The following is a 24,330-nucleotide window of genomic DNA, read 5'->3' as shown; positions in this document are numbered from 1 at the left end:
CTGTAGACGAGGTGTGTGCTTGATTAGGGTCTTAGTGGTCGATGATCACGATCTGGTACGAACCGGTATTACACGCATGCTGGCCGACATCGACGGCTTGCAGGTGGTGGGTGAGGGGGATTCGGGGGAGTCGGCGCTCAAGCTGGCCCGGGAACTTAAACCCGACGTCGTCCTGATGGATGTGAAAATGCCGGGCATCGGCGGCCTGGAGGCCACCCGCAAACTGTTGCGCAGCCATCCCGACATCAAAGTGGTCGCGGTCACCGTGTGCGAGGAAGACCCGTTCCCCACGCGCCTGTTGCAAGCTGGCGCCGCCGGTTACCTGACCAAGGGCGCCGGGCTCGACGAAATGGTCCAGGCCATTCGCCTGGCCTTTGCCGGCCAGCGCTACATCAGCCCGCAAATCGCTCAGCAGCTGGCGCTCAAGTCGTTCCAGCCACAAGGCTCGCCGTTCGACGCGTTGTCGGAGCGCGAAATCCAGATCGCCTTGATGATCGTCGGCTGCCAGAAAGTGCAGATCATCTCCGACAAGTTGTGTCTCTCGCCCAAGACCGTCAATACTTACCGTTATCGGATCTTTGAAAAACTCTCGGTCACCAGCGACGTCGAACTGACCTTGCTGGCCGTTCGCCACGGTATGGTTGACGCAAGCCTGTAAACCTCATGTCTCAAGTTTTTGATGCCAGCGCGTTCCTGGCGACCTGCAGCGGTCGCCCGGGCGTTTACCGTATGTTCGACGCCGAGGCGCGGCTGCTCTACGTGGGCAAGGCCAAGAACCTCAAAAAGCGCCTGGCCAGTTACTTCCGCAAAACCGGCCTGGCGCCGAAGACGGCTGCCCTGGTGGGCCGCATCGCCCAGGTCGAGACCACCATCACCGCCAACGAGACCGAGGCGCTGCTGCTGGAGCAGAACCTGATCAAGGAATGGCGGCCGCCGTACAACATCCTGTTGCGCGACGACAAGTCCTACCCCTACGTCTTCCTGTCTGACGGCGAGTTCCCGCGCCTGGGCATCCACCGCGGTGCAAAAAAGGCCAAGGGTCGTTATTTCGGCCCGTACCCCAGCGCGGGTGCCATTCGCGAAAGCCTCAGCCTGTTGCAAAAGGCCTTCTCGGTGCGCCAGTGCGAAGACAGCTACTACGCCAACCGCACCCGGCCCTGCCTGCAGTACCAGATCAAACGCTGCAAGGGGCCGTGTGTCGGCTTGGTGGATAAAGACGAGTACGCCGACGATATCCGCCATTCGGTGATGTTCCTCGAAGGCCGCAGCCAGCAGTTGGGTAACGAGCTCAATGCCGAAATGGAGAAGGCCGCCATGGCCCTCAATTTCGAAAAGGCCGCCGAACTGCGCGACCAGATTGCCCTGTTGCGCCGTGTGCAGGACCAGCAGTACATCGAAGGCGGTACCGGTGACGTCGACGTGATTGCCGCCTTCGTCAACCCCGGTGGCGCCTGTGTGCACCTGATCAGCGTGCGCGGCGGGCGGGTGTTGGGCAGCAAGAATTTCTTCCCGCAGGTGGGTATCGAAGAGGAAGTGGCCGAAGTCATGGCGGCGTTCCTGTCCCAGTACTACGTCGGTAATGCCGAGCGCGAATTGCCCGGCGAGCTCATCGTCAACGTGGTGCACGAAGACTTCGACGCCATCCGCGAAGCGCTGCAGACCCTGCGCGGCCGCGAGCTGACCATCACCCACCGGGTGCGCGGCACCCGTGCCCGCTGGCAGCAATTGGCAGTCACCAACGCCGAGCAGGCCCTCAATGCCCGCCTGGCCAACCGCCAGCACATGGCCGCACGCTTCGAGGCCCTGGCCCAGGTGCTTGGCCTGGACGAAGTGCCACAGCGCCTGGAGTGCTACGACATCAGCCACTCCAGCGGCGAAGCCACCGTGGCCAGCTGCGTGGTGTTTGGCCCGGAAGGCCCGATCAAGTCCGATTATCGCCGCTTCAATATCGAGGGCGTGACCGCAGGCGACGACTACGCCGCCATGCACCAAGCCTTGACCCGCCGCTACGGGCGGATCAAGGACGGTGAGGGCAAGCTGCCCGACGTGTTGCTGGTGGACGGCGGCAAGGGCCAGTTGAACATGGCCCGCGACGTCATGCAGGAGCTGGCCTTCACCGACCTGACCCTGCTCGGCGTTGCCAAGGGCGTGACGCGTAAGGCCGGTTTCGAGACCCTGTACCTCAATGACGTGCACCACGAGTTCACCCTCAAGGGCGACTCGCCGGCCCTGCACCTGATCCAGCAGATCCGCGACGAAGCCCACCGCTTCGCCATCACCGGCCACCGTGCTCGGCGTGGCAAGGCCCGGCGTGTGTCCAGCCTGGAAGACGTGGCCGGCGTCGGCCCCAAGCGCCGTCGCGACCTGCTGAAACACTTCGGCGGCCTACAAGAGCTCAACCGCGCCAGTGTCGATGAAATCGCCAAAGCCCCCGGCATTAGTAAAAAGCTTGCCGAGTCGATTTATGCCAGCCTGCATAGCGAGTAGAATGCCGGGCTCAACCCGCAGCCAGTCGTACCGATGAATATTCCAAACCTGCTCACCGTTCTACGCGTCCTGCTCATCCCGATCTTCATCCTGCTGTTCTATGTGCCCTATCACTGGAGCTACATGGCCGCCAGCAGCGTGTTCGCCGTCGCCGCCGCCACTGACTGGCTGGACGGCTACCTGGCGCGTCGCCTGCAGCAGAGCACGCCGTTCGGTGCCTTCCTGGACCCGGTGGCTGACAAGCTGATGGTCGCCGTGGCCCTGGTGCTGCTGGTGCAGGTGCACGCCAACTTCTGGCTGACCTTGCCTGCGGCAGTCATCATCGGCCGCGAGATCGTGGTGTCGGCGCTGCGTGAGTGGATGGCCGAACTGGGGGCGAGGGCGCATGTGGCGGTGTCCAACCTTGGCAAGTGGAAGACCGCGGCGCAAATGCTGGCGCTGGTGATCCTGCTGGCCAACCCACCAGCGGTGACGTTCTGGGTGATTCTGGGGTACGGGCTGCTGCTGGTGGCGGCAGGGCTGACGCTGTGGTCCATGGCGCATTACCTGCTGGCCGCCTGGCCACACTTGCGCGAAGGATCGGAGCAGAAATAAAACTTTTTTGAATCAAGGGGTTGACGCCGTTTTAGATATCGTTAGAATGGCACCCATCACGACGCGGGAATAGCTCAGTTGGTAGAGCACGACCTTGCCAAGGTCGGGGTCGCGAGTTCGAGTCTCGTTTCCCGCTCCAAATTCGATCCTCAGTGCGTCGCTGGGATCACAAGAAAGAGGCCTAGGGGCCTCTTTTTTTGTGCCTGAAATTTGGTGTGTGCAGGCGCTCCACTGTTGTTGGGCTTGGCCGTGGCGAGGTATTCGTCTTAGGCCAGCGTTACCTGCCTTTGCTGTTAGTCAACGAGCCAGCCTGGGTCACCCTCGATCAGGGTTCCTCCGTGGCTGGTCGTGTCTCCCTCCCTTGCCGCTGGATTGCCCTCGATGATCGTGCAGGCGGCACCCGTTTCGATGACTGCGCCGCAACTGGTCCGGTCGCCCGCGCGTGCGACTGCCCTGCCATCCACGAACGTTGCGCTTGCGCCGGTTTCTACTGTTCCTTCGCCATGGATCGGGCAGTTATGACGGTGGCCTACCAAGACGATGGGTTTCATTTGCGCATCCTTTTGCTTGGTCTAACAGGGGCCTGTTCGTAGGCCTCCGGCGGGGGCGGTGCTGCTCGAACGTTGAACAGCCGGCAGACGCCGTACCAGCAGATGGCGAGGCAGAGGTTGTAGGGGAACAGCACAGCCCAAAAAGGCAGTTGCCAGTTTTTCTTGCCCTGCATTTCACCGGGCTCCTCCTCCCCAATGGATCGTAGCCAAACACAACGCGTTCGCGTTCACCGCAGCGGTACTGGTCTACGCAGACCAGGCGTTGTTCGGCGTCATACTCGAAGTACTGCACTCTCGCACAACCGTCCAAACCGGTCGTAGCGGTAGCGCTTGTCTTGATAGACCAACACGCGATTGTGCTTGATCAGGCCATTGAGCTTGGGCCCGTGGAACAGGTTACCGGCCTTGTCGTACTTGAAATCCTTGACTTGTGTTGCCTGCCAGTTGGGGCGTGATTGGTGGGTTATACAGATTATGTCAATTGTCTTAAATAAGCTTCCTTGATCCTCTAATGCTGTCACAAAAAATATGAAAATTTGGAGCGACTAGTATTGTGTTCGGGGTCTCGGAGAGCTCTTCTGTTCTGGTGTATTTGATGGCTCCGGTTACTATGTCTATCCAGAAGTCATTGTCTCCAGCGTCTCCGGCAAAAGGAATATGTATCGAGTAAAATTCGGGGTTGAGTCGGTGGTGGGTTTTTCTAAGATCCAAAATTTCAGATACTGACATGAGCCTTGGGTGTTGTTGGTTTTTGGGGTAAGGTATAAAATTGAAGGATTCTATTTCTAGTAAATTGTGTTCTCCTGTTTTTAATGTGTAAATATCCTCTCTATAGAAGTATGCGCCGCCGTCAAAATATCCACCGTTATACCTTGAGTAAAATGATGTGAAAAATTTTTTCCCGGGGAAGTCGTAGGGGAGCATTGACTGTAGTAGCTCGGTTTTTACCCCTGGTAGCGAATCGCTGAATGTAACGTCATTATGGGCAAATTTTACTTGCTTTGCCATGTGGCTGTCCTCTGTTAGTGCGTAAGTTATTATTTCTATTCGTTGCTTCAGCTATAGCTTGTTGTGAACCGTATTTATGGCCTGTGATTGATTCAAATTCATGTGCGCCGCCAATGTGAGGGTGAGCATGATATTTCGGGTTGACAAGTTGCATGGACATTTCATTGGTTGCTGGGTGGTACTCAGCATGATGAGGAATCCATCTCCTGGAGGGTGGTTCGTTGAGGCCTATTGCTTTGTAGAGGGCCAGTTTGTCATCATAATAGCTGCCGGTCGCTTTAATTCGGTAAATTCCTTCGGGGTTTTTAATTGAATCAACTGTCCCAGGGTGAAGAACATCTCCGCCTTCTGGGAGAAATATAATTGGCACCCGGTTAAGCCCAAGTGGGTCGGCAAAAATCAAGGTGCTGGGTGCGTAATAATAAAGATTCACTCCTCCTTTTAGCGTAATGGGGTCGGGCTGTGTAAAGCGCCCTAGATCAGGGTCATAAAATCTGAGGGTGTTGTAGTGTAGTCCGGTTTCGCGGTCATAATACTGCCCTTGATAGCGTAGATTCTGCTCTCGTCCTTGTTCTCGGGCGTGCCATTCTTCTCGTGAGCCTCCCCACCCGTGATAGCCGCTACGCCAGAGCGCGTTGCCCTGCTCGCTTGTAAGTTGCTCAGGCAATCCCGCCAAATTGGTGTGAAAATACCGAATATCCTCTTGCCCAGAATTTCCATCTATCCGCGCCAATGCCTCATAACTGCCCAGGTTGGCATAAATGTACAGGCTGGGCATTCCGCTCTGAATTTCCTGCAGTAGGTGCAACCCTTGCCAGTGAAACAGTACCCGCCGCCGTGGCTCAGGGTGGTTGCTCTGGTAAACCTCCTTACGGATCCTCCTCCCCAATGGATCGTAGCCAAACACAACGCGTTCGCGTTCACCGCAGCGGTACTGGTCTACGCAGACCAGGCGTTGTTCGGCGTCATACTCGAAGTACTGCACCCAATTGCTGCCAATGCGCTTCTCGCACAACCGTCCAAACCTGTCGTAGCGGTAGCGCTTGTCTTGATAGACCAACACGCGATTGTGCTTGATCAGGCCATTGAGCTTGGGCCCGTCGAACAGGTTACCGGCCTTGTCGTACTTGAAGTCCTCTACTTGTGTTGCTTGCCAGTTGGGGCGTGATTGGTGGGTGGTCTGCAGTTGTTCGTTTGGGTCATAGCCGTAACGGTTGCTCCCGGTGTAGCTCTTGCCGGAGTGAGGCGAATGATGAAAGTGGCCAATGATCTGTTCTAGCTGGGCGGTGCCATCAGTAGCAGCGCTACCAATGCCACGACGCTGGGTCTGGGTTAACACCTCAGCGACCAGGTTGTCACTGGCGTCGTAGCGGTAGCACTTCTCCAGCAACGGCAGCACTTCTGCAGGGGCATCGCGATAGTGAATGGCCTTGCTGCCCAGCCGACCGCTCTTGTCGTAGCGTGTGCGTGTGATCAGGCTTCCTTGGGTACGCAGTACTTCGTCGTGTACTGCGTCTCGCTCGAAGTCGCTGATGACACGACCATTCAAGTTGATCTGATGAAGGTGCCCGCTGCCGTAGTACAGGTAGTTCAGCTTTCGCTGATCAGGCAACGTCAACGTCTGCAGGTTGCCCAGTTCGTCATAGCGATAGTGCAGCAAGCCGGCGCTGTTGGTTTCGCTGAGCAGTTGCCCGGTCGCATCGTAGGTGTAATCAAGCTGTTGCTTCCCACCTTGGCTATCCGTGAAGGCAATGGACAGTAGATTGTCGGCAGCGTCGTAGCTAAAGTCCGTGGTGCCGTCTTCGGTGTGTTTGCGCGTGAGGCGACCGACTGCATCACGCTCGAAGGCATGCCGGATCGAGGTTGTTCGTGTCGGTGGGGCGTTATCGGACAGCGGAGGCTGTTCGTAGGAAGAGGGCACATGAGTGAGGCTCGTGACTTCATCCAGGACGCTGTACTCATAGGTCCGGCCACTGCCATCCAAGTCCTGTTGTGCGACCAGACGGTCCAGTTTGTCCCAGCCAAATCGGTAGGACTCGTTGTTCTCGTTGGTGAGTTGCACAAGCCGACCATAGGCGTCGTAGCTAAAGCTCACGCTATAGCCCATGGCATCGGTGCGTTCGATTAAACGGCCGCTGCGGTCGTAGCGAAACTGCAAGGTTTTTTGCGCCGGGTCGATATAGCGCGTGAGTTGCCCGGCGACATCGACTTCATAGCGGTCGAGGCGACCATCGGGGCGTTCACTTTCGATCAAGTGGCCGCGGGCGTCATAGCGAAAGTGGGTATGTTCGCCACGGGCGTTGATGCTCTCGCGCAAGCGGCTGTGTGAGTCGTAGTGGTACAGGGTTTGTGCATTGCTGCAGTCGCGAAAGCTGGTCAACTGCCCATGGGTGTTCCAACTCAGGTATTTGCGCTTTTCCAAAGCATCGGTGATGCAGGTAACGCGGCCTTCGGGGCTGTATTGGTACTGTGTTTTGTGGCCCAGCGGGTCTTGCTCCCACAACAGGTTGCCGTGGGTGTCGTACCCATACCGCTGGACGCGTCCGGCGCCATCAATGATCTGGACCGGGAGTGCCCAGTGCCGCAGGTACTTGATGTGCTCGCTACGGCCCAGCGGGTCGCGGGTTTCAATCAGGCGGCCGATATCGTCGTAGCTGAAATGCCACTCGCCGTCTTGTGGGTCGACACGCTTGATCAACTGGCCCGCGATGACCTCTGCTTGCCAGCAGTTGCCCAGTGCGTCGATGTGCTTGTAGACCTCGTACAGTGGTCCCCAGTAGTAATGATTCTGTCGGCCTAAGTTATCGGTTACTCGCGTTTCGCCGAGTTCCAAGTCGTAGGCGAACCGATACTCTTCGCCATCGTTGCCCCAGTGGCGTATCACGCGCCATTCATGGTCGGGTTGTGGTTCGAGCAGGGGCGGTATGCGGTAGGGTGTGCCGTCAGCGCGCGTTGGGGTGGGGCGTTTTTCAGGGATGGGGAAACGCGCCCATTCGTATTCGCGGACAGCACCACTGGCCAACTCGTGACTGTTGAGATAACCCTCTGCGGTATAGGTAAAGCGACGGACTACTTGATCGGTAGCATCCCGTACTTCCTGCAGCTGCCCACTGTGGGTGTAGCGATAGCTGACAAGCACGTCGTTGCGTTCGATGCTGGGTGTCTCGCTGTTCTTAAGGAATACTCGCGATACCTTGCTAATGCGCTTTGGATGGCGCGGGTCATAGTGAAGCTGTGCAACTGTCTGGCCGTACTTGTCGTAAAGCGCCTGCAGACGGCCTAAGTCGTCGTACAGCACATCCACATAATTGAGGTTGCGATCGCCCAGTCTGATTAGCCGTGAGCGCTCTGGATTGTGAGGATCGATGTCGAAGACCCGGTAAAGGCCCGCATTAATGTCTTCCACGACGGTTTGGCCATCTTCCAACTGAAAGAAAGCCCAGCCGTCCGTAATGCTGACGAAGGCGTCACCGGCATTGAGACGCCCTAATTCGAGGCGATTGCCTTGCTCATCGATGTAGATCCATAGTTCACCGCCCTGAGGGTGCGGGACACGAACTATCTCCACCTCATATGGCAAACTCCAACCCATGCCCAGTAGGCCGTCAGTGCGCAGGTCTCTACTGTCGTAGCGACGAGCCCATTGGATGCCCAGCAGGCCTGGCAGATTGAAGTCGGTGTCTTCTGGGCCGTCTTGCAATTTGCTTCCGGTGGCGACGGCAACCGGGTTGCCCAACGTGCAGCCTTTTATGCGTCCAAATCGTCGAGCAATCAGGATGCCCGCAATGATCCCGGTGAACATCGCAATCTTGCTCTTGCCATTGCGAATATCCCTAACTGTCGCCGTGCCGCCACCAATACGGACATTGGGCGACACGTTTTCATTCGCGTCTATTGTGGCGTCGCAGGTTGTCTTGTCCCCTGATCGCGCTGCTGGCTGACTGTTGATCAGTACCTTGTCGGAGCCTTGAGCGATGAAGGTTTCTGGCATCGGCGGGTGGCGACTACATGTAATTTTGTCCTCATTCTTGGGTTCCGACCCAGCCGCTGCCGGGGTGGTCACCGGTGGGTTGAAGATGTCGCGTATCGCCATGCCCAACCCCACCACCGGGATCAGATAGGGCACGGCCGCCATCGCCATGGAACCAATGTTCTCCAGGACGGAAGGTTCCGCTTGTTCATCGGCAGTGCCTCCGCCAGGTGGCCCCGTGATACCGGCAGCGCGAGCGGCGGGCTTGCTATTGATGTGGACGTTTTCTGATCCGCTTTGGATTTTTCCTAAAACGTCGGGCGCTACCACACTGTTCCCTAGCCAGTCGCAGAAGCTGGAAATGGCGCCGCCGATGGTCTGGTCATCTCCGACGGAAACAGTACTGACGGCGCCAACCGCTACGCCGGCAACGGCTGCAATGGCGAAGCCTGCAGCGCCGCCTGTGAAGGCAGTACCGACAACCGCCAAACCGATGGCGGCTGTTACGGCGGCCGTGGCTGCGGCATAGATCACTGCTTCGGCCACTGCACTGATGATTTCGGCATAAACTGATGGATGAAGAATTGCGTCGCCCTCACGGGCGGCGTGAACAATCTGGGCCATTGGCATGGAGCTCCTAGCGGCTTGAAGGTTTGATCCTGTGTGGCATACGGCTCAGGCGAATCGAAGCTTCTGCTTAATGGCGCGCCAGTGGCTGATGTCGTCGTCGCTCATGGGGGCGGGTTTGCTGTAGTTGAGCACCAGCATCCGTTGATGCCCGGGTATCAGGCAGGCTGCCTGCAGCTGGAAATTAGGCTTGTCACCGACCATGAACTGGATCGCCATTTCACGACCTTCCACGTGTTGCTCTGCGCTTCCAAGGCGAGCGACTTGTGCAGGCGTGAGGGTCATTTTCTGGGACCTCTTGCGCAGCATGATCAGTTGGTCATTCAAGGCCTCGTCCAATGTTTTGTCGTAGGCAACAGGGCTGCGGGCAATCACCAATGTGGTGTTTCTCTCGTGGAAACGCAGCATGTTCAGCGTCATGTCCTCCGGGGTTTCGCCGCCCAAATCGAGGATTACGTCGTGAGTAAGGTATTCAGCCATCGAGGGGGATCCTTCTTGGAATTCATTGCGTGACGGGTACGGGCGTTACTCGAAATGTCCATTCACGTCAGCCTTCAATGCACCTCCGTCACGCCCAGCTGCAGCGGCGCCAGCCGAGCCCCCGGCAGGATTGAGGTCGAGCTTTGCCGCCAACGTATTGATCTGCCCGGTCTGCTGCCCGGTGAGATTGAAGGTTTCGCAGGTGATGTTGAGTGTGCCGTTGGCCTGCATCTCGATAAGGGTCTTGCCGCACTTGAGGCGTAGGGTGCTACCCGCTTCGATTTCGTAGTCACCTGCGATGAGGTCGTTCTTTGCGCCGCCCACTTTCAGCGTGTCGTTGTCTTTTACGACGCGAAGGCGATTGCGGCCGATGGCAACAGACTCGTCCTGGCCAATATGTTGAGTGCGATCAACACCCACGGTGAGGGACTGGTGGTTGTTTACGTGCGTGTTCTGATCCTTCTGGGCATGGATAAATACTTCTTCTTTGCCCAGTTCATCCTCAAAACGCAGTTCATTGAAGCCATCGCCCTTGTGGGTCTGGCTCTTGATGGTCATACGCGTTTTATGATCGGGCAGGTCGTAGGGGGGCAGTTGGTTGCCGCAGTAGGTGCGCCCGGTGATCATCGGCTGATCGGGGTCGCCGTTGACGTATTGAATGATCACGTCCTGGCCAATTCGAGGAATGGCCATCGAGCCCCAACTGCCACCGGCCCAGCCTTGGGATACCCGTACCCAGCAGGAACTGAATTCGTTGTTCTGGCTCTCGCGATCCCAAGGGAAGCTGACCTTGACCCGGCCCCACTGGTCGCAATAGATCTCCTCGTCGGGCGGGCCGACGACGGTGGCCATGTGTGGCCCGTCTACGTGTGGTTTGGGCAGTGGGGCAGGGCGCCACTCGCTCCTGCCGGGCACCAGTATTGCGGTTTGCTCGTAGCGTGTGCCCTGGTCTGCACCGGCGGCCTCCTCCTGCAGGCTGGTGAACTGGCTGCCCTTGTGAGTGACCGTGTTCACTCGCCAATGCGCGTTGAGGTCTTCGCGCGGGTGGCCTGTGAGGGTAAAGCTCAGGCCCGGTTGCAGGCGCACATCATCACCCTTGACCTCGGCAATGCGTACATCATGGCGTAGGGCGGTGATGCGGTTTTCAGTGAACGGCTTACCGACGGCATCGCGCTTGTAGCGGCCGGGGTAATCGAAACATTCATAGTCCGAGGACTGGTGCTCCAGGTGCGGGCCGCAGGCTCTGTGTTCCTGGCGGTACGCGGGGTGGGTGAAGGTGTAGTCGCGTTGCACCTGGCGTGCGGTGCGCACCTGTTCGCTGTAGCGTAAGCGCCGCAGGCAGAATATGGGCTGGGCGCCACCGCTGTTGGATTGGTACAGCACGGAGTCGGGTGCTGTAGGCTCGTCGCCATCATGGAAACCTTCGTCTTCGTCCTCGGTTTTGATGACGCCATGACTGATCAGGCCCAATGACAGCAGCCGGTCGGTGATCAGCAGTTTGTGGTGCTTTTCACTGTGTTCGAAGCGGTAGACGAAGCCTTCCTCAGCAGCCATGCGGGCAATGAACGCGAGGTCTGTCTCGCCGGCCTGGACGCAGAACTCGCGTTCTTGATGGTCCGTGGAGGCCCGTAGTTCGAACTGGGTGATACCTTGGCGCTTGAGCATCAGTTCGAGAATTTGCGGGACGGTTTTCTGCTGGAAGATGCGCCAGTTCGAGCGCAAGTTGGCACGGGCCAGCTGTGGTTCTATCAGGGCGTGATAGTAGGTGCGGCGGTGACCGGTCTCGCCTTGGCTGAAGCTGCTGACCAAACCGTGCACGTAACGCACTGGGCATTCGCTTTCCCAAATGGTGAACAGCACGGGCTTGTCGAGCAGTTGGCTGAAGTCGATATCGCTTTCGTAGCTGCTCAGTTGCAGCTCCAATTCGAATGGCTTGCTGATCCCCTCCTTGAGTGTGAACGACACCACTTCAAATACATCATCGCCAGCAAGTGGCTTAAAGGAGTAACGCAAATCAGATTGGCTAGGCATAAGCAATCCTTGTCCGCCGTCTGAGAAATCGAAAACCCAGGCAGAGAGGCCTGCCTGGGGTTACTTCAGTTAGGCTTCGATCGGTGCACGCCAGTCGTCCGAGCCGCTAGTTCCAGATACCGCGTGGTCCCAGGTGATCTTGCGATAGGACATAGACACTTCGATAAGTTGAGTGAAGTCAGCGTTCTCCTTGTCTTGGGCGTGAGGCATGACTGTGTTGATGTTGACGATGGTGGCGTCTTCAAGCTTGGTTGTGAAAAAGTGCTCTTGCTTGCCTTCCACCGAAGTGCGATACCACTTGACCTCTACTGTTGGCAGCATCTCTCCGGAGGCCAGTGCGTTGTACATCAGGGGCGTGGCCTTGTTCAGTGAACTGGTGAAGATGAAGGGCTTGTGTACCCGCTGGCCGGCGGGCTGGCCGCTTTGCGGGTCGGTGGGTACGGTCACCTGGTGCTTGATTTCTTGCACCAGGATCTGGTCTTCATGCCCCTGTTGGTACACGTTGCCGACCGAGTCGGAGGTGAAGGCGCCCGCGGTGATGTGGCCTTGGGTCTTGCCATTAATGGAGATGTAAGCGGGTGTTGGCATGGCAGTTTCTCCTGCGTCCATGTGGATAAAACACGCGCACTCCGAAGTGGCGTGGCCATCGGAAGCGATGGGCTTGTCAGCGAGGCAGCAACCTCGCTAATTCGTTGAATTCAATTGCGCTGAGTCTCGGCTGAGGTTCGTAGCGCGGTATGGTGATACGCCGGGTATTCCTGTGGCAGCCTGGTCTCGTCGGTGAAGGTCACGAGTTCGCCACAGGCCTGGCTCATGCACAGATAAAGCTGTTCAGGGTGCGTCTGTGCTTGCCTGGCCAGGTGCTGGAAACACGGCCACCAGCGGTTCATCGCCTGCAGCAGGTTGAAGTCGCGGATATCGGCGATGCCGGATTGGCCTGAAGCGCCAATCCGCGTAGCAAGATTGCGCGCCCGTTCGCGTAAGGTATTGCAGATTTCTTCGAGGAAGCGCTGTAGCGCCGGCACCGCCCGCACCGACACGCTGGTGGGGTAGAAGGTTTCATCCAGCTGCAGGCTGCCGTCGGGGCGCCGCTCCAGAATGCGGGCCAGGGCCAGACGGGTATAGGCGCTGCTGTCTTCGGCCTTGCGTTTGAGTTGCAGGTTGGGCACGGCAAGGTCGACCTGGACCAGGTCACCATCGGCGGTGTGGGTATCCTTGATTTCATGAGCCTGGGCGATGTAGCGGAAGTTGGCGGCATTGTCGGGCCAGCTCACCTCGCGGCCACCTTCGGTGCGCAACGGCAGGCACAGGTACACCTCGCTGTCTTTCGAACCGTCATCATCGATTTCCAGCGGCGGTGGTGGCGGCAGGTCTGCGGGAATGTCGAACACCGTGCCGTCCGGCATGATGCCCCGCGCACGGGTTATGGCGATCTTGCCCAGGCTCAGGTATTCATCGTTCAGTTGCAATTCGCTGAAGCCGTAAAAGGCTGCGTTGAGGCTGCCAAGGCGCTGGTGGAGTACCGCTTCGCTGGCCCGAGCAGCCTGTTGGAAATGCTGCGGTTTGACGAACAGGCCCTCAGGCCATAGGACGGGGTTACGTGAACTCATGAGCGCTCCGTGTCAGCGTGAGTAAGCGAGAGGGGCAACAGGTGTAGACGCGCCATCAGTCTTCCTCCTTGAGCAGGATCTGCGTGTCGTTGACCAGCACCGAGAGGATGATCTGGCGACCACGCGGTGGAATACGCAGCACTTGCTGCCAGGTGGCGTTCTCCTGGTTTCGGTAGTCGCCGATCACCGCGACGAAGCGGGTCTCGGGCTCGATGGGGGCGAAAGGGATGAACTTGAACTGGCCGGGGCGCAGCAGGTAATCGTCATCGCGGATATAGGTGCTGCGCAGGGCCTTGGCCGGGTCTTCATCCAACAGCTGGTACACGCTGTTGCGCAGCAGCGAGTCGTCGCGCAGTTGCAGGATCTTGATGGCGATGGGCGTAGCGACAGGCTCTGCGGCCACAGAGGTGGTACGCGGTAAAGTCAGCACTACCGTCGGGTCGTCGTAGTCGCCGGGTGTGCTTTCTTCCAGGGGGGGAGCGAGCGACGTCGCTTTCGTCTTCCTCGTCTATCTCGACGAGAGACATGGCGGGGAATTGCGCCTGGAGATACTCGAACAAGGTCCCGACCTTTTCAGTCAGTGCGTAAGGGTCGCCAGCGCTCAGGCTTACCGCGTAGGGGCTGGGCTCCAGGGCGCTCTCGTGTTCGATAGGGATGTCGATGCTGTTCGGATTGCCGTTGAGGGTAGGGCTGGCATTGATGCTGAATGCAACCTCGGTTGGATGATCCTTGGGTGGCCCAATGGGCACCGAGTGATCCATTACCACTTGGCTCATTCTGTTCAAGGAGGTGCAGCCAGCGAGGCCGATCAGCGCGGTCAACAGGGCGACAACGAACGAATGGCGCGTCATGAGCGTGCTCCTGCAATCAAGTGTTGCAGTGGGTTTTCGTGCGACACCCGCGCATCAGCAACAGCATTCAGTGCTGCTAAAGGGTCACTGCCCATGGCTGACTCGAAAACCGAGCAGATCTCGGCGACTGCTTGGGAGGTTGGATACCTGGATTGCCAAGCCTCGGTTGGACTGTCGGCGATCAGTTGGTCGAGTACCCTTTGGTCAGGGTTGAACAGATCCTCCAGTGAACGCGTGTTGGCTTGTGAGCATTGAACGTGCAGCCGATAAGCGCCAATACGAAGTTGGTCGCCTTCAAGAAGGCGCCTGGGGGGGAGTGCTCCCAGGCTGACGATGCTGTCGTTCAGGTAAGTGCCGTGACAGCGATCGATTACGCAGAAACCGCCCTCGATCCAGCGAATCTCGCAGTGGATAGGCGCAACGGTACGGTCACGGTCATTGATCAGCCAACTGGCGCCTTCGCTGCCAATGGTGCCGCCCCTGCAATCGAACGGGTGAACATGCTCGATTTCGTGCGCGAATGACTCGAACGGGCGAAAAGTTCGCAGGTGTTCACCGGTGCGCCCATCTGTCGTTGTTCGGGTGCTGATGACCTCGTCGACGCTGAAGATTTCGTAGGCGTACTGCTCTGTGCCTTTAGGCTTTAGCTGGACCTGAGCATTCTCGTTGGACAGGTCGATGGGCTCGGCGCTGTGCTTGAACAGGTTGACCGCAGGGGTGCAAAACAGGCTGAAATCTTCTTTGCCGACACGCAGCGAGTCAGGTAACTGGCGCGTGAAGTGAAACGCCATGTTCACCTGCTGGCTGTCATGAGCCGGCCATAGTTTCTCCAGTCCAGTAACGCTGAAGAAGTGGAAACGCTGCGGGAAGAAGAAGTACTCCTGCAGAATTCGGTAGCCATCAAAGACGTTCTGCGGGTATGGCAGTAAGGCTTCGTCAGGGCTGAACCCGGGAAAGGCGATGCTGCTTGCCGGCAGCCGGCGAACCTCCCCCTTGATGGTCACGCTGATGTGCTTGAGGTACTGGGAAAGCCACAGGTACAGCGTGCGGGCGGTACGGGTATCGCCGCTGAGGTAGAAGTCCAGGCTTGAGCAGCCCAGGGTGTTCAACGGCCGCTCGACCACGGTTTGAAGGTCGATGCTAACCACAGAGCTATCGAGTGTCTGGGTCGCGGCCACTGCGTCGATGTCGAACGGATGGATGTGTACTGCGGTACAGGTGCGAAATTCGCAGGCAACGCCGTCCGCTGGCTTGGAGAACAGTCGTGATCCCTTGGGGATGTGCTGTGACTGGCTGAGGGACTGCTTGAGCGGCGTGAACTGGATAATCGTCGCGCTGGGCAGAGGCCGCAGATAGTTCGGCCACAGCAACTGCAGCATGGGATGGGTCAGCTCTGGCAGGTCGTCTTCCAGCTTGAGCCGTAGTTTGGCCGTGAGGAAGGCGAAGGCTTCCATCAGGCGTTCGACATCGGGGTCGCTACCACCCTTGCCAAGCAGTCGGGCAAGTTGTGGATTGTCCTTGGCGAAGTCGTTCCCCAGCTCCCGCAGGTATCGCAGTTCTTCGCTGAATCGGTCCTTTAGTGACATGGAGTCACCTCACTCGGGTGTAACGGTTGTGCCCGTTGACCAGCAGCTCGAGTTGCAGCTGCTCCGTGTGGTTGTTCACCTGCACGTGGCAATCCAGCCTGAAATGCAGCTCCAACGGGGCATGGGCATCGGGCACCGCTTTGAGCGCGCGTACCTGTATGCGTGGTTCGAAACGCTGAATGGTGCGGCGGATATCCGCGCTCACCTGTGCAAGCAAGTCACCGCTGTTCACGTCATGCCCGTTGAAGTCGCGCAGGCCCAGCTCAGGGCTGCTCTGGGAGCACCCCTGGCGGGCGTTGAGCAGCGTTTCGAGGTGGCGTTTGATGGCGGCGAATTTGCGGGAAGCGCTCTCTACCCGGGACGGCTCTCGGTGGGTGGCCTGATCCGCCATCAAACGATCAAAAAAGCCGGTCATTGCGTGTCGAGCCGCCCAACCAACGAAATTTCGAAGTTCGCCCCCATGTATTTGAAGTGCGGGCGTACGGCGAGTGAGACCTGGTACCAGCCCGGATCACCGGCAACGTCGCAGACTTCAACCCTGGCAGCACGCAATGGCCGACGGCTGCGTACATCGGCGGAAGGGTTCTCCTGATCGGCGACGTATTGCTTGATCCACTTGTTGAGCTCGGACTCAAGATCCCGCCGCTCTTTCCAGCTGCCGATCTGTTCGCGCTGCAGCACCTTGATGTAGTGGGCCAGCCGATTGACGATGAACAGATATTCGTTCCTCGACCGCTCGCTTCGTGCAGCGCATGCCGGCACTGCAGCAGTTGTGTTTCAGCGACGGCATGGTGTTTGTCGATGACCCATGCCTGGCCTGGCTCAAAGGTACACGGGGGCAGGGTGGCCAAGGTGCACCCTCCCATGAGTTCAGCAGCTTGCGCGAGGAACTGGTCAGCCATCTGGAAACAGGCGGTGTGGAGCCGGTTCTGCTCCGGTTGCAGGGTATCCAAGCGGACTTTCGCGCTCCCCGTGAACGCTGCCACACCACGGTAATTGCCGCCGATCTGCTGGCCGCGCGCGGGGTGTCCTGGTTGGCCCACGACCTATGCGCCAGTGTTGCCCAGACGATGCAGCGGACCACCGCCGATGTCTGGGAGCCTGAGGTGTTTCAGCGGCTCCAGCAGTACGCCACATCCCCAGCGCCAGCCAAACAGAACAAGGACCAGGAGCCCTCATGAATCAACTTTGGACGCAACTCAAACGCTGGGGCTTGCCGATGGCTACGCGCATTGGCGTGGCGCTGCCGCTGCTGCTCGGGCTTGGCGCAGCGCTGATGCTGGTCGCCATCTGGTGGATTGGCCCGCAATGGACGTGGCGTGAACAGCAGCCACTGGCAAGCGTGGCTCATCGAAGTGTGGCCAGCCTGGTACTTGTGCTGGTGCCATTACTGGGTTGGCTGATCGTACTGCGCACGCGCTTTCGCCACCTGCATGCTTGTCCTGTTCGGCTAGATACGGCCTATTTTTGCGGAATAAAACATCACCGCATGCTAAACCATTCACCCCGCCTGCCATGAAGGAAGCACCGGTGAAAGCCATTCGCCTGACCCTTGTTTGCCATGCCCTGACCCAAGCCCAGAAGACCGGGCGCTTGCCCACGCCCGAAGACGGCATGCTGGCGCTGGAGCAACCGCCTGTGGCAATCGGCCCTGAAGTACGGGTACTGACAGCGCCGGAGCGCCGAGCCTGCGAGACGGCGGCCTGGTTTTCGGCGCAGACACAGGCGCGTGTCGAGCCTGCATTGGCAGATTGTGACCTCGGGCATTGGCAGGGCCTGTCGCTCAAGCAGTTGCAGGTGCAGGACCCGCAGGCGTTGTGCGAGTGGCTGGATAATCCGGCCAGCACGCCACATGGCGGTGAGTCTTTCGCGCAGCTGTGCCAGCGTGTGGGGGCTTGGCTGGCGGCGTTCGACACGCCGGGCGAGTGGCTGGCAGTGACCCACCCTATGGTCATCCGCGCTGTGCTGGTACAGCTGTTGGGGTGCCCGTTGAGCACCCACCAGCGCATCGATGTGTTGCCGCTATCGCGCCTTGAACTCAGCTTTACCGGGCAGTGGCGTTTGCGGCTGGGCTGATAGCAGTGGCAAGCGTGGCTCAGAACGCCAGTTTGTAGCCGATCAGCAGCAGCATCGCCGCCAGGCACGGGCGCAGCACGCGGTCGGAAATGCGCCCTGTGAGGTGGCTGCCCATGTAGATACCCGGCAGCGAGCCCAGCAGCAGGTAGCCCAACAGCGACCAGTCCATGTTGCCCATGCCGGCGTGGCCCAGGCCCGCGACCAGGGTCAGGGGCACCGCGTGGGCGATTTCGGTGCCGACCAGGCGGCGGGTCACCAGGAACGGGTACAACAGGAACAGCGCCACGGTGCCGAGTGCGCCAGCGCCGATGGAGGTCAGGGTAACCATGACGCCCAGCACAACACCGGTGAGCACGGTCAACGTGGTCAGGCTGCGGTCGCTGAGGTGGTAGTGGTCACCGGCATGGCGGCTGGCGAATGCCTGCAAACGCGACTTGAACAGGATAGCCAGTGCGGTGAGGATCAACACCACGGCCAGGCCCTGCTTGATGATGGCGTTGAGCGCCGAGGTGTCGGTGTGCAGGGTGCTGAGGAACCACAGGGTGAGTGCCGCCGCAGGCACGCTGCCCAGGCTCAGCAGGCCGGTGATTTTCCAGTCGATGTTCTTGTTGCGGGCATGCACCCACACGCCACTGGCCTTGGTGATGGCGGCATAAAGCAGGTCGGTGCCGACAGCGGTGGCCGGGTTGATGCCAAACCACAAGAGGATAGGGGTCATCAGCGAGCCGCCACCGACGCCGGTCATACCGACGATGAAACCCACGACCAGCCCGGCAAGGGTGAAACCGAAAGAACCTACATCCATACGCTACTCGACTGCCCAACTTTGCCCGTTATCGGATGGAAGCCAGCATATAGAATTTTTTATAGCCAAATAGACTAGTTCGTTATTAGGTTATAACCGCGTGTTGCCTGTCCTGGACTTGAAACCGCACGGCTCAACGGTCTGTCATCACCACCATCACATGTGCGTCCCCGCCATCTTCGCTCTCAGACAAGTAGATATGCCCCACCTGGCTGTTGAAGTACGCGGTCTCCTGCGGCCCGATGCTGACCGCTTCGCCGGTCTCGAATTCGATGCGCACACGCCCGCAGATTACCAGGGCGAACTCTTGGCCAGGATGGCGGATAAAATCGTCGAACTGCCCGCGTTCGCGCGCAATGATGCGGGCATAGGCGGGTGTCATGCGACGTTCGGGGAACGCGCCGGCGATCGGGTGGTAGTCGTAGGTACCGGTTGCGTACCCCGCGACCGCAGCCAGTGAATCAACCACCACGGTAACCGGCACCGGCGCCTCGGCCGTGCCGCTGGCACGGAACAACTGGGCGATATCGACATTCAGTGCACGGGCGGCGGCTGCCAGTTTTTCGTAGCTGACCGATACCTGGGCAAGCTCCATTTTCGACAAGGTCGACACCGGCACGCCGCTGGCTTCGGACAATTGCTTGAGGGTCAGCTGGCGCGCCTTGCGCACCTGGCGCAGGCGCCTGCCGACGGCGGCGCGGTCTAGCAGGGGCAGGGCATCGGGGTGGTCATCGGGCATTCGGGGTACTCGGCATACGGCATTGGTCGGGCATATTACCTTGGACACTTGCGCTTTTCTAAATTCTCATATATTAGAATTCTCATAAATGATAATAACCGAAACAGGAGCGTGCATGACCCCGATCTACGACACCCTGATCATTGGCGCCGGGATCGCCGGTGCCTCCCTGGGCTATCGCCTGGCTGGCCAGCAACAGGTGCTGCTGCTCGAACGCGAGTCGCAGCCGGGCTACCACTCGACGGGGCGTTCTGCAGCCATGTTCATGGAGGCCTACGGCACGCCGCAAATCCAGGCACTGACCCGCGCCAGCCGGGCATTTTATGAAGCGCCGCCACAAGGCTTCTGCGAACACCCATTGCTTGAGCCGCGCGGCTGCCTTTACGTGGCCAGCCTTGAACAACAGCAACTGCTCGAGCAGACCCACGCGCAGAACCTGGCCAATGGCACCGAGGTCAGCCTGCTCGATCGCGACGCGGCGCTGGCGCTGGTGCCGAGCCTGCGCGCCGAGGTGCTGGCTGGCGCGGTGTTGGAGCCGGGCGCCATGGACCTGGACGTCCATGCGCTGCACCAAGGCTTTTTGCGTGGCTATCGCGCCGCCGGCGGGCAGCTGCGCTGCAACGCGGAGTTGGCCCAGGCCTGCTACCGCGATGCGCTGTGGCAGGTAGAACTGAGCGATGGCAGCCGTGTACAGGCGCGCCAACTGGTCAATGCCGCCGGTGCCTGGGCCGACCGCGTCGCCGAGCAGTGCGGCGTGAACCCCATCGGGCTGCAACCGTGCCGACGCAGTGCCTTTACCTTCCCTGGCCCAGCAGACCAGGACTTCGCCCGCTGGCCGGCGGTCATTGGTGTTGACGAGAGCTTCTATTTCAAACCCGACGCCGGTCAGTTGCTCGGCTCTCCCGCCAACGCCGACCCGGTCGAGCCCCAGGATGCCGCCCCTGAAGAGCTCGATGTGGCATTGGGCATCTACAACATCGAAGCCATGACCACGTTGAGCATCCGTCGTCCGAGCCACAGTTGGGCGGGTTTGCGATCGTTCGTTGCCGATGGCGATTTGGTGATCGGTTTTGACCCGCGCACGCCAGCGTTCTTCTGGCTGGCGGCACAAGGCGGCTATGGCATCCAGTCGGCCGCAGGTGCTTCGCGCCTGGCGGCTGACCTGCTGCTCGGTCAGCCGCTGTGCCCTAGCCTTGTTAGCCAGGGGGTGGCGCCCGAGCGCCTGTCCCCGGCACGTTTCCAGTAACCCAGAAAGGAGCTTTCCATGAGCAATGACATCCAGCGTTTTCCCAGCAGCCTGCCGTTTCCGTTTTCCCGTGCGGTGAAAGCCGGTGGTTTCCTGTTCCTCTCCGGGCAGATACCGATGAGTGCCAGCGGCGAAGTGGTGCGCGGTGATATCCAGACCCAGACCCGCGCGGCCTGCGAACGCATCGTTGAAAGCCTGGCGGCCAGCGGAGCACGCCTCGACCAGGTGGTGAAGGCCACGGTGTGGCTGTCGGACATGAGCCACTTTGCAGGCTTCAACGAAGTTTACAAAGCGTTCTTCGGCGACGCCTTGCCCGTCCGTTCGACTGTGGCTTCGGCGTTGGCGCTGGGGGTGGATGTGGAAATCGAAGTGCAGGCGTTTGTCGGTCAAGCGTAGGCGTTCACTGATCTAGCGGGAAATTGCAGGAGCAGCCTTGTGCGGCGAAGAGGCCTTTCGCAGCACAAGGCTGCTCCTACACACGTTCTCTGCCGCAGTGACACATAACAACAATAAATCCAGAGGTTCACATGCAAGAGCAGCTGAAAATCGCCGGCGCATTCGTTGGCGTGATCGTGGGGGCGGGCTTTGCTTCGGGGCGGGAACTGCTGTTGTTCTTTGTCGATTTCGGTGTCTGGGGGCTGGTCGGCGCCATGGTCAGTGCCGCCTTGTTCACCTTCCTTGGCATGGCCCTGGCGGGGTTGGGCAACCGCCAGCGGGCCACCTCGCACAAGGATGTGATCCAGGCTATCTGTGGCCGTCACCTGGGCCTGTTCGTCGACTGGTTGATCACCTTCTTCATGTTCGCCGTCACCGTGGTCATGCTGGCCGGTGGCGGTGCATTGCTGGAGCAGCAGTTCGGCATCCCGGCGTTGACTGGCAGTGTGCTGGTGACGGTCGTGGTGGTGGGCATTGTGTGCCTGGACGTGCGCAAGGTGATCCTGGCCATTGGCGCGATCACGCCGTTGCTGATTCTGGTGGCTTCGGCGATTGCACTGTACGCCGTGTTCACCCGCGAACAGAGCTTCGCCGACCTCAACCACCTGGCCAGCCAGCAACAGGCGGGCACCCGTCATTGGCTGCTGGGCGCGTTCTTGTATGTGTCCTACAACATCGTTGCCGGTGCGCCGATCCTGGCCATTCTGGGCGGCTCGGCCAAAGGTGAGAAGACGGCAGTGTGGGGCGGGTTGCTGGGCGGTGCGGCGCTGGGTGGGTTGATGTTGGTGATGAGCGCTGGGCTGTTGTCACGCCTGGACAGTGTCGCCGACTTGCCGATGCCAATGCTGTCGATCGCCAATGAGGTGTCGCCGTTGTTGGGGCTGGTGATGTGCCTGATCATTTTCGGCATGATCGTCAACACCGCGGTGGGTACCCTGTTCTCGTTCCTTTCGCGGCTGATGCCGGCGGGCACGGCGAAGTTCCGCTGGGGCTCGGTGGTGACCGGTGTGGTGGCGTTTGGCTGCAGCCTGGTGGGGTTCATCAGCCTGGTGGGCGAGGTGTATCCGCTGTTTGGGTATCTGGGCTTTGTGCTGATGGCAGCGGTGTTGCTGGCATGGGTACGGCGGGGCAAGGCTGCGAAGGCGGTAGTGGTGTAAGGGGCTGCTGTGCAGCCCATTCGCGGGCAAGCCCGCTCCCACAGAAAGCGGGAGAGGGCGTGCCGACTAACGTGGCAATCAGATCCTGAAGCTGCCTACCAGTTGCTTCAGGCGGCCAGCCTGCTGGGCCAGTTGATCGCAGTGCAGCAGTGTCTCGTTCAGGTTTTCGACGCCTTGCTGGTTGAGGGCGTTGATCTGGGTGATGTCCAGGTTGAGGCTCTCGACCACGGCCGTCTGCTCTTCGGTGGCGGTGGCCACCGACTGGTTCATGCCATCGATCTCGCCAATGCGCTGGGTCACGCTGGCCAGACGCACACCGGCCTGGTTGGCCACCTGCACGGTCTGTTCGCTGGAGACCTGGCTGGTGTTCATGGTGTGCACCGCCTCACGCGAGCCCACCTGCAGGCTGGTGATCATGCGATGGATTTCTTCGGCTGATTCCTGGGTGCGGTGCGCCAGGTTGCGGACCTCGTCGGCGACCACGGCAAAACCACGGCCGGCTTCACCGGCACGGGCGGCCTCGATGGCGGCGTTGAGTGCCAGCAGGTTGGTCTGCTGGGAAATGCCCTTGATCACGTCGAGGATCTTGCCGATTTCGTCGGTGCTGGTGTTGAGTGTTTCGATCTGCGCGCACGATTCGCTGATGCGCTGCGACAGGGCGGTCATGGCGCTGATCGCTTCCTCGACCACTTCGCGGCCGCCATGGGCCTGCTCGCTGGCACCGCTGGCATGCTGCGAGGCATCGGCAGCGTTGCGCGCGATTTCCTGGGTGGCGGCGCCCAGTTCGTTGATCGCTGCTGCCACGCTGTTGGTGCGCATGCTTTGTTCTTCGGAGCCAGTGATCGAAGCGTTGGATGCATTAACGACCTTTTCCGACAGGTCATGCACCAGGCGGGTCGCCGAGGACACTTCGCTGATCGAGGCATGGATGCGTTCAACGAAACGGTTGAACGAGGTAGCCAGTTCGCCGAACTCGTCTTTGTTCTGCACCGCCAGGCGGCGGGTCAGGTCACCTTCGCCTTCGGCGATGTCGCGCATGGCACGGCCCATGGTGGTCAGCGGTTGCATCAGCACCGGGATCAACAAACCAAGCAGGCCGGCGATGGCCGCCACGGCGATGAGCATGGCGATGATCGCCGAAGTGCGGAATTGGCTGAGGGCCGCGTAGGCTTTGTCTTTGTCGATCGACAGGCCGATGTACCACTGGGCGGACGGCAGGCCAGACACCGGGGCGAAGGAAATCAAGCGCTCCTGGCCATTTAGGGTGACATCCTGCATGCCCGAGGCGACGCGCAGGCCACTGCCGGGGTAGATGTCCTTGAGGTTCTTCATCACCTGGTCTTTATCGGGGCTGACGATCACCTGGCCATTGCTGTCGGCCAGGAAGGCGTGACCGATGCCGCCGAAATCGACCGAGTTGATGATCTCGACCAAGGTGTCGAGGGTCACATCACCACCGACCACACCCAGCAGCTCACCATTGCCTTTGCCCTTCACGGGGGTGGCAATGGTCACCATCAGGCCGCCGACGGCACCTTGGTAAGGGGCGGTCAACACGGTCTGCCCGGCGCTTGCCGCGGTGCTGTACCACGGGCGTTGGCGGGGGTCGTAACCGGCGGGCATCTGGGCGTCGGGGCGCTGGGTGAAGGCACCGTTGGCCTGGCCCAGGTAGGTGAACAGGAAATTGCGCGTGTAAGAAGGCTGCTCGACAAGCCCGGCCAGGGAGTCACCGGCACCGAGCAGGGCGATGTCCTGGGCCAGGTTCTCCAGCACCAGGATGCGCCCGCTCATCCAGTTCTGCACGCTGCTGGCGGTCAGTGCACCGGATTGCTGCACCGACGATTCGATGTTCTGGCGGATGGTGTTGCGTTGCAGGTAGTCGTTGTAGAGCGTGAACAGGGCAAAAGCCAGGACCACGACGCCGCAGGCGCTGAGCAGGATCTTGTGGCGAAATTTCAGGTTCATGTTTCGAGACCTTGAGCCAATGAGGGGAGGGCGTTGCGCGCTCATGACGCGCTGCGGCCTGTCGATTGGCTATCGGCTTGCGGGGTAAAAAATTGAAACACTTAGCGAAATT

18 protein-coding genes, 1 tRNA gene and 5 pseudogenes are annotated in these 24,330 nt (G+C 59.7%); 10 read left to right on the top strand and 14 right to left on the bottom strand.

All coding sequences use genetic code 11. From position 1 onward, the window contains the following. The first annotated feature begins 19 nt into the window (after window positions 1-19). The 4 genes from gacA to ACSSU5_RS01855 all read left to right on the top strand — a co-directional run bounded on the left by gacA (window position 20) and on the right by ACSSU5_RS01855 (window position 3,220). Window positions 20-658: a response regulator transcription factor GacA gene (gene gacA / locus ACSSU5_RS01870; protein WP_027916239.1), complete on the top strand. Its 639-nt coding sequence runs from the start codon at window positions 20-22 to the stop codon at window positions 656-658. A 5-nt stretch (window positions 659-663) separates the two neighbouring features. Beyond that, window positions 664-2,487 carry an excinuclease ABC subunit UvrC gene (gene uvrC, locus ACSSU5_RS01865; RefSeq protein WP_492560474.1) on the top strand — a complete coding sequence of 608 codons (1,824 nt, stop codon included), beginning with the start codon at window positions 664-666 and terminating at the stop codon, window positions 2,485-2,487. Window positions 2,488-2,520: 33 nt separating this feature from the next. Next, window positions 2,521-3,081 (top strand): CDP-diacylglycerol--glycerol-3-phosphate 3-phosphatidyltransferase, encoded by a 561-nt coding sequence (pgsA, locus tag ACSSU5_RS01860; protein ID WP_264312401.1) that lies wholly within the window; start codon window positions 2,521-2,523, stop codon window positions 3,079-3,081. A gap of 63 nt (window positions 3,082-3,144) precedes the next feature. Then, window positions 3,145-3,220 (top strand) — tRNA-Gly (locus ACSSU5_RS01855). A gap of 154 nt (window positions 3,221-3,374) precedes the next feature. On the opposite strand, the gene ACSSU5_RS01850 is transcribed toward ACSSU5_RS01855, so the two are convergent. The 11 genes and pseudogenes from ACSSU5_RS01850 to ACSSU5_RS01800 form a co-directional block, all read right to left on the bottom strand. Continuing rightward, on the bottom strand, window positions 3,375-3,632 hold the full coding sequence (locus ACSSU5_RS01850; protein WP_492560473.1) for a PAAR domain-containing protein: 258 nt from the start codon (window positions 3,630-3,632) through the stop codon (window positions 3,375-3,377). 486 nt (window positions 3,633-4,118) lie between these two features. After that, on the bottom strand, window positions 4,119-4,640 hold the full coding sequence (locus ACSSU5_RS01845; RefSeq protein ID WP_492560472.1) for a hypothetical protein: 522 nt from the start codon (window positions 4,638-4,640) through the stop codon (window positions 4,119-4,121). Next, on the bottom strand, window positions 4,612-9,234 hold the full coding sequence (locus tag ACSSU5_RS01840; RefSeq protein ID WP_492560471.1) for an RHS repeat-associated core domain-containing protein: 4,623 nt from the start codon (window positions 9,232-9,234) through the stop codon (window positions 4,612-4,614). The genes ACSSU5_RS01845 and ACSSU5_RS01840 overlap by 29 nt, the downstream gene beginning before the upstream one ends. 51 nt (window positions 9,235-9,285) lie before the next feature. Then, entirely contained in the window at window positions 9,286-9,717 is a 432-nt protein-coding gene (locus ACSSU5_RS01835; RefSeq protein ID WP_492560470.1) for a DcrB-related protein, read from the bottom strand. A gap of 45 nt (window positions 9,718-9,762) precedes the next feature. Next, the gene (locus tag ACSSU5_RS01830; protein ID WP_492560469.1) at window positions 9,763-11,748 is read right to left on the bottom strand and encodes a type VI secretion system Vgr family protein; all 1,986 of its coding nucleotides are present in this window, start codon (window positions 11,746-11,748) and stop codon (window positions 9,763-9,765) included. A gap of 69 nt (window positions 11,749-11,817) precedes the next feature. Continuing rightward, complete coding sequence (locus tag ACSSU5_RS01825; protein WP_492560468.1) at window positions 11,818-12,336, bottom strand: Hcp family type VI secretion system effector; 519 nt, start codon at window positions 12,334-12,336, stop codon at window positions 11,818-11,820. 131 nt (window positions 12,337-12,467) lie between these two features. After that, a pseudogene (gene tssK / locus ACSSU5_RS01820) lies at window positions 12,468-13,358 on the bottom strand (type VI secretion system baseplate subunit TssK); the annotation flags it as partial. A 55-nt stretch (window positions 13,359-13,413) separates the two neighbouring features. Next, window positions 13,414-14,209 (bottom strand): annotated as a pseudogene (gene tssJ, locus ACSSU5_RS01815) (type VI secretion system lipoprotein TssJ). Beyond that, on the bottom strand, window positions 14,206-15,795 hold the full coding sequence (tssF, locus tag ACSSU5_RS01810) for a type VI secretion system baseplate subunit TssF (protein ID WP_492560467.1): 1,590 nt from the start codon (window positions 15,793-15,795) through the stop codon (window positions 14,206-14,208). Before tssF ends, tssJ begins: the two are co-directional and overlap by 4 nt. A gap of 4 nt (window positions 15,796-15,799) precedes the next feature. Next, complete coding sequence (gene tssE / locus ACSSU5_RS01805) at window positions 15,800-16,210, bottom strand: type VI secretion system baseplate subunit TssE (RefSeq protein WP_492560466.1); 411 nt, start codon at window positions 16,208-16,210, stop codon at window positions 15,800-15,802. Then, a pseudogene (locus ACSSU5_RS01800) lies at window positions 16,207-16,515 on the bottom strand (type VI secretion system contractile sheath large subunit); the annotation flags it as partial. The pseudogene ACSSU5_RS01800 and the gene tssE, both read right to left, overlap by 4 nt. On the opposite strand from ACSSU5_RS01800, the pseudogene ACSSU5_RS01795 reads away from it, so the two are divergent. From ACSSU5_RS01795 to ACSSU5_RS01785, 3 genes and pseudogenes are all read left to right on the top strand, one after another. Further along, a pseudogene (locus tag ACSSU5_RS01795) lies at window positions 16,515-16,976 on the top strand (type VI secretion system domain-containing protein); the annotation flags it as partial. The pseudogenes ACSSU5_RS01800 and ACSSU5_RS01795 overlap by 1 nt on opposite strands. Then, window positions 16,973-17,233, top strand: a pseudogene (locus tag ACSSU5_RS01790) (hypothetical protein); the annotation flags it as partial. The pseudogenes ACSSU5_RS01795 and ACSSU5_RS01790, both read left to right, overlap by 4 nt. A 92-nt stretch (window positions 17,234-17,325) precedes the next feature. Further along, entirely contained in the window at window positions 17,326-17,871 is a 546-nt protein-coding gene (locus tag ACSSU5_RS01785; RefSeq protein WP_492560465.1) for a histidine phosphatase family protein, read from the top strand. A 19-nt stretch (window positions 17,872-17,890) separates the two neighbouring features. On the opposite strand, the gene ACSSU5_RS01780 is transcribed toward ACSSU5_RS01785, so the two are convergent. Then, entirely contained in the window at window positions 17,891-18,676 is a 786-nt protein-coding gene (locus ACSSU5_RS01780; RefSeq protein WP_264312549.1) for a sulfite exporter TauE/SafE family protein, read from the bottom strand. 133 nt (window positions 18,677-18,809) lie between these two features. Continuing rightward, window positions 18,810-19,415 (bottom strand): helix-turn-helix domain-containing protein, encoded by a 606-nt coding sequence (locus tag ACSSU5_RS01775; protein WP_264312550.1) that lies wholly within the window; start codon window positions 19,413-19,415, stop codon window positions 18,810-18,812. A 115-nt stretch (window positions 19,416-19,530) separates the two neighbouring features. On the opposite strand from ACSSU5_RS01775, the gene ACSSU5_RS01770 reads away from it, so the two are divergent. The 3 genes from ACSSU5_RS01770 (at window position 19,531) to ACSSU5_RS01760 (ending at window position 22,253) form a co-directional block, all read left to right on the top strand. Continuing rightward, entirely contained in the window at window positions 19,531-20,661 is a 1,131-nt protein-coding gene (locus ACSSU5_RS01770) for an NAD(P)/FAD-dependent oxidoreductase (RefSeq protein ID WP_264312551.1), read from the top strand. An 18-nt stretch (window positions 20,662-20,679) separates the two neighbouring features. Continuing rightward, window positions 20,680-21,057, top strand: a complete 378-nt coding sequence (locus ACSSU5_RS01765) for a RidA family protein (RefSeq protein WP_264312552.1) — start codon at window positions 20,680-20,682, stop codon at window positions 21,055-21,057. Window positions 21,058-21,188: 131 nt separating this feature from the next. Beyond that, window positions 21,189-22,253, top strand: a complete 1,065-nt coding sequence (locus tag ACSSU5_RS01760; protein ID WP_264312553.1) for a YkvI family membrane protein — start codon at window positions 21,189-21,191, stop codon at window positions 22,251-22,253. 78 nt (window positions 22,254-22,331) lie between these two features. Here the strand turns inward: ACSSU5_RS01760 and mcpA are convergent, their stop codons facing one another. Further along, window positions 22,332-24,218 carry a methyl-accepting chemotaxis protein McpA gene (mcpA, locus tag ACSSU5_RS01755; protein WP_264312554.1) on the bottom strand — a complete coding sequence of 629 codons (1,887 nt, stop codon included), beginning with the start codon at window positions 24,216-24,218 and terminating at the stop codon, window positions 22,332-22,334. Window positions 24,219-24,330: the final 112 nt, after the last annotated feature.

Source organism: Pseudomonas sp. E1MeOHC2, assembly GCF_058745025.1.
The sequence above is the reverse complement of the archived record's forward strand: the minus strand, read 5'-3'. Positions and strand labels throughout refer to the sequence as shown.

Coding starts and splice junctions, on each gene's coding strand:
- ACSSU5_RS01780 (WP_264312549.1), bottom strand. CDS start 18,676: ATGGATGTAGGTTCTTTCGGTTTCACCCTTGCCGGGCTGGTCGTGGGT.
- ACSSU5_RS01845 (WP_492560472.1), bottom strand. CDS start 4,640: ATGGCAAAGCAAGTAAAATTTGCCCATAATGACGTTACATTCAGCGAT.
- ACSSU5_RS01840 (WP_492560471.1), bottom strand. CDS start 9,234: ATGGCCCAGATTGTTCACGCCGCCCGTGAGGGCGACGCAATTCTTCAT.
- ACSSU5_RS01770 (WP_264312551.1), top strand. CDS start 19,531: ATGACCCCGATCTACGACACCCTGATCATTGGCGCCGGGATCGCCGGT.
- ACSSU5_RS01765 (WP_264312552.1), top strand. CDS start 20,680: ATGAGCAATGACATCCAGCGTTTTCCCAGCAGCCTGCCGTTTCCGTTT.
- tssE (WP_492560466.1), bottom strand. CDS start 16,210: ATGACCGGCTTTTTTGATCGTTTGATGGCGGATCAGGCCACCCACCGA.
- ACSSU5_RS01835 (WP_492560470.1), bottom strand. CDS start 9,717: ATGGCTGAATACCTTACTCACGACGTAATCCTCGATTTGGGCGGCGAA.
- ACSSU5_RS01760 (WP_264312553.1), top strand. CDS start 21,189: ATGCAAGAGCAGCTGAAAATCGCCGGCGCATTCGTTGGCGTGATCGTG.
- mcpA (WP_264312554.1), bottom strand. CDS start 24,218: ATGAACCTGAAATTTCGCCACAAGATCCTGCTCAGCGCCTGCGGCGTC.
- tssF (WP_492560467.1), bottom strand. CDS start 15,795: ATGTCACTAAAGGACCGATTCAGCGAAGAACTGCGATACCTGCGGGAG.
- pgsA (WP_264312401.1), top strand. CDS start 2,521: ATGAATATTCCAAACCTGCTCACCGTTCTACGCGTCCTGCTCATCCCG.
- ACSSU5_RS01830 (WP_492560469.1), bottom strand. CDS start 11,748: ATGCCTAGCCAATCTGATTTGCGTTACTCCTTTAAGCCACTTGCTGGC.
- ACSSU5_RS01850 (WP_492560473.1), bottom strand. CDS start 3,632: ATGAAACCCATCGTCTTGGTAGGCCACCGTCATAACTGCCCGATCCAT.
- uvrC (WP_492560474.1), top strand. CDS start 664: ATGTCTCAAGTTTTTGATGCCAGCGCGTTCCTGGCGACCTGCAGCGGT.
- ACSSU5_RS01775 (WP_264312550.1), bottom strand. CDS start 19,415: ATGCCCGATGACCACCCCGATGCCCTGCCCCTGCTAGACCGCGCCGCC.
- ACSSU5_RS01825 (WP_492560468.1), bottom strand. CDS start 12,336: ATGCCAACACCCGCTTACATCTCCATTAATGGCAAGACCCAAGGCCAC.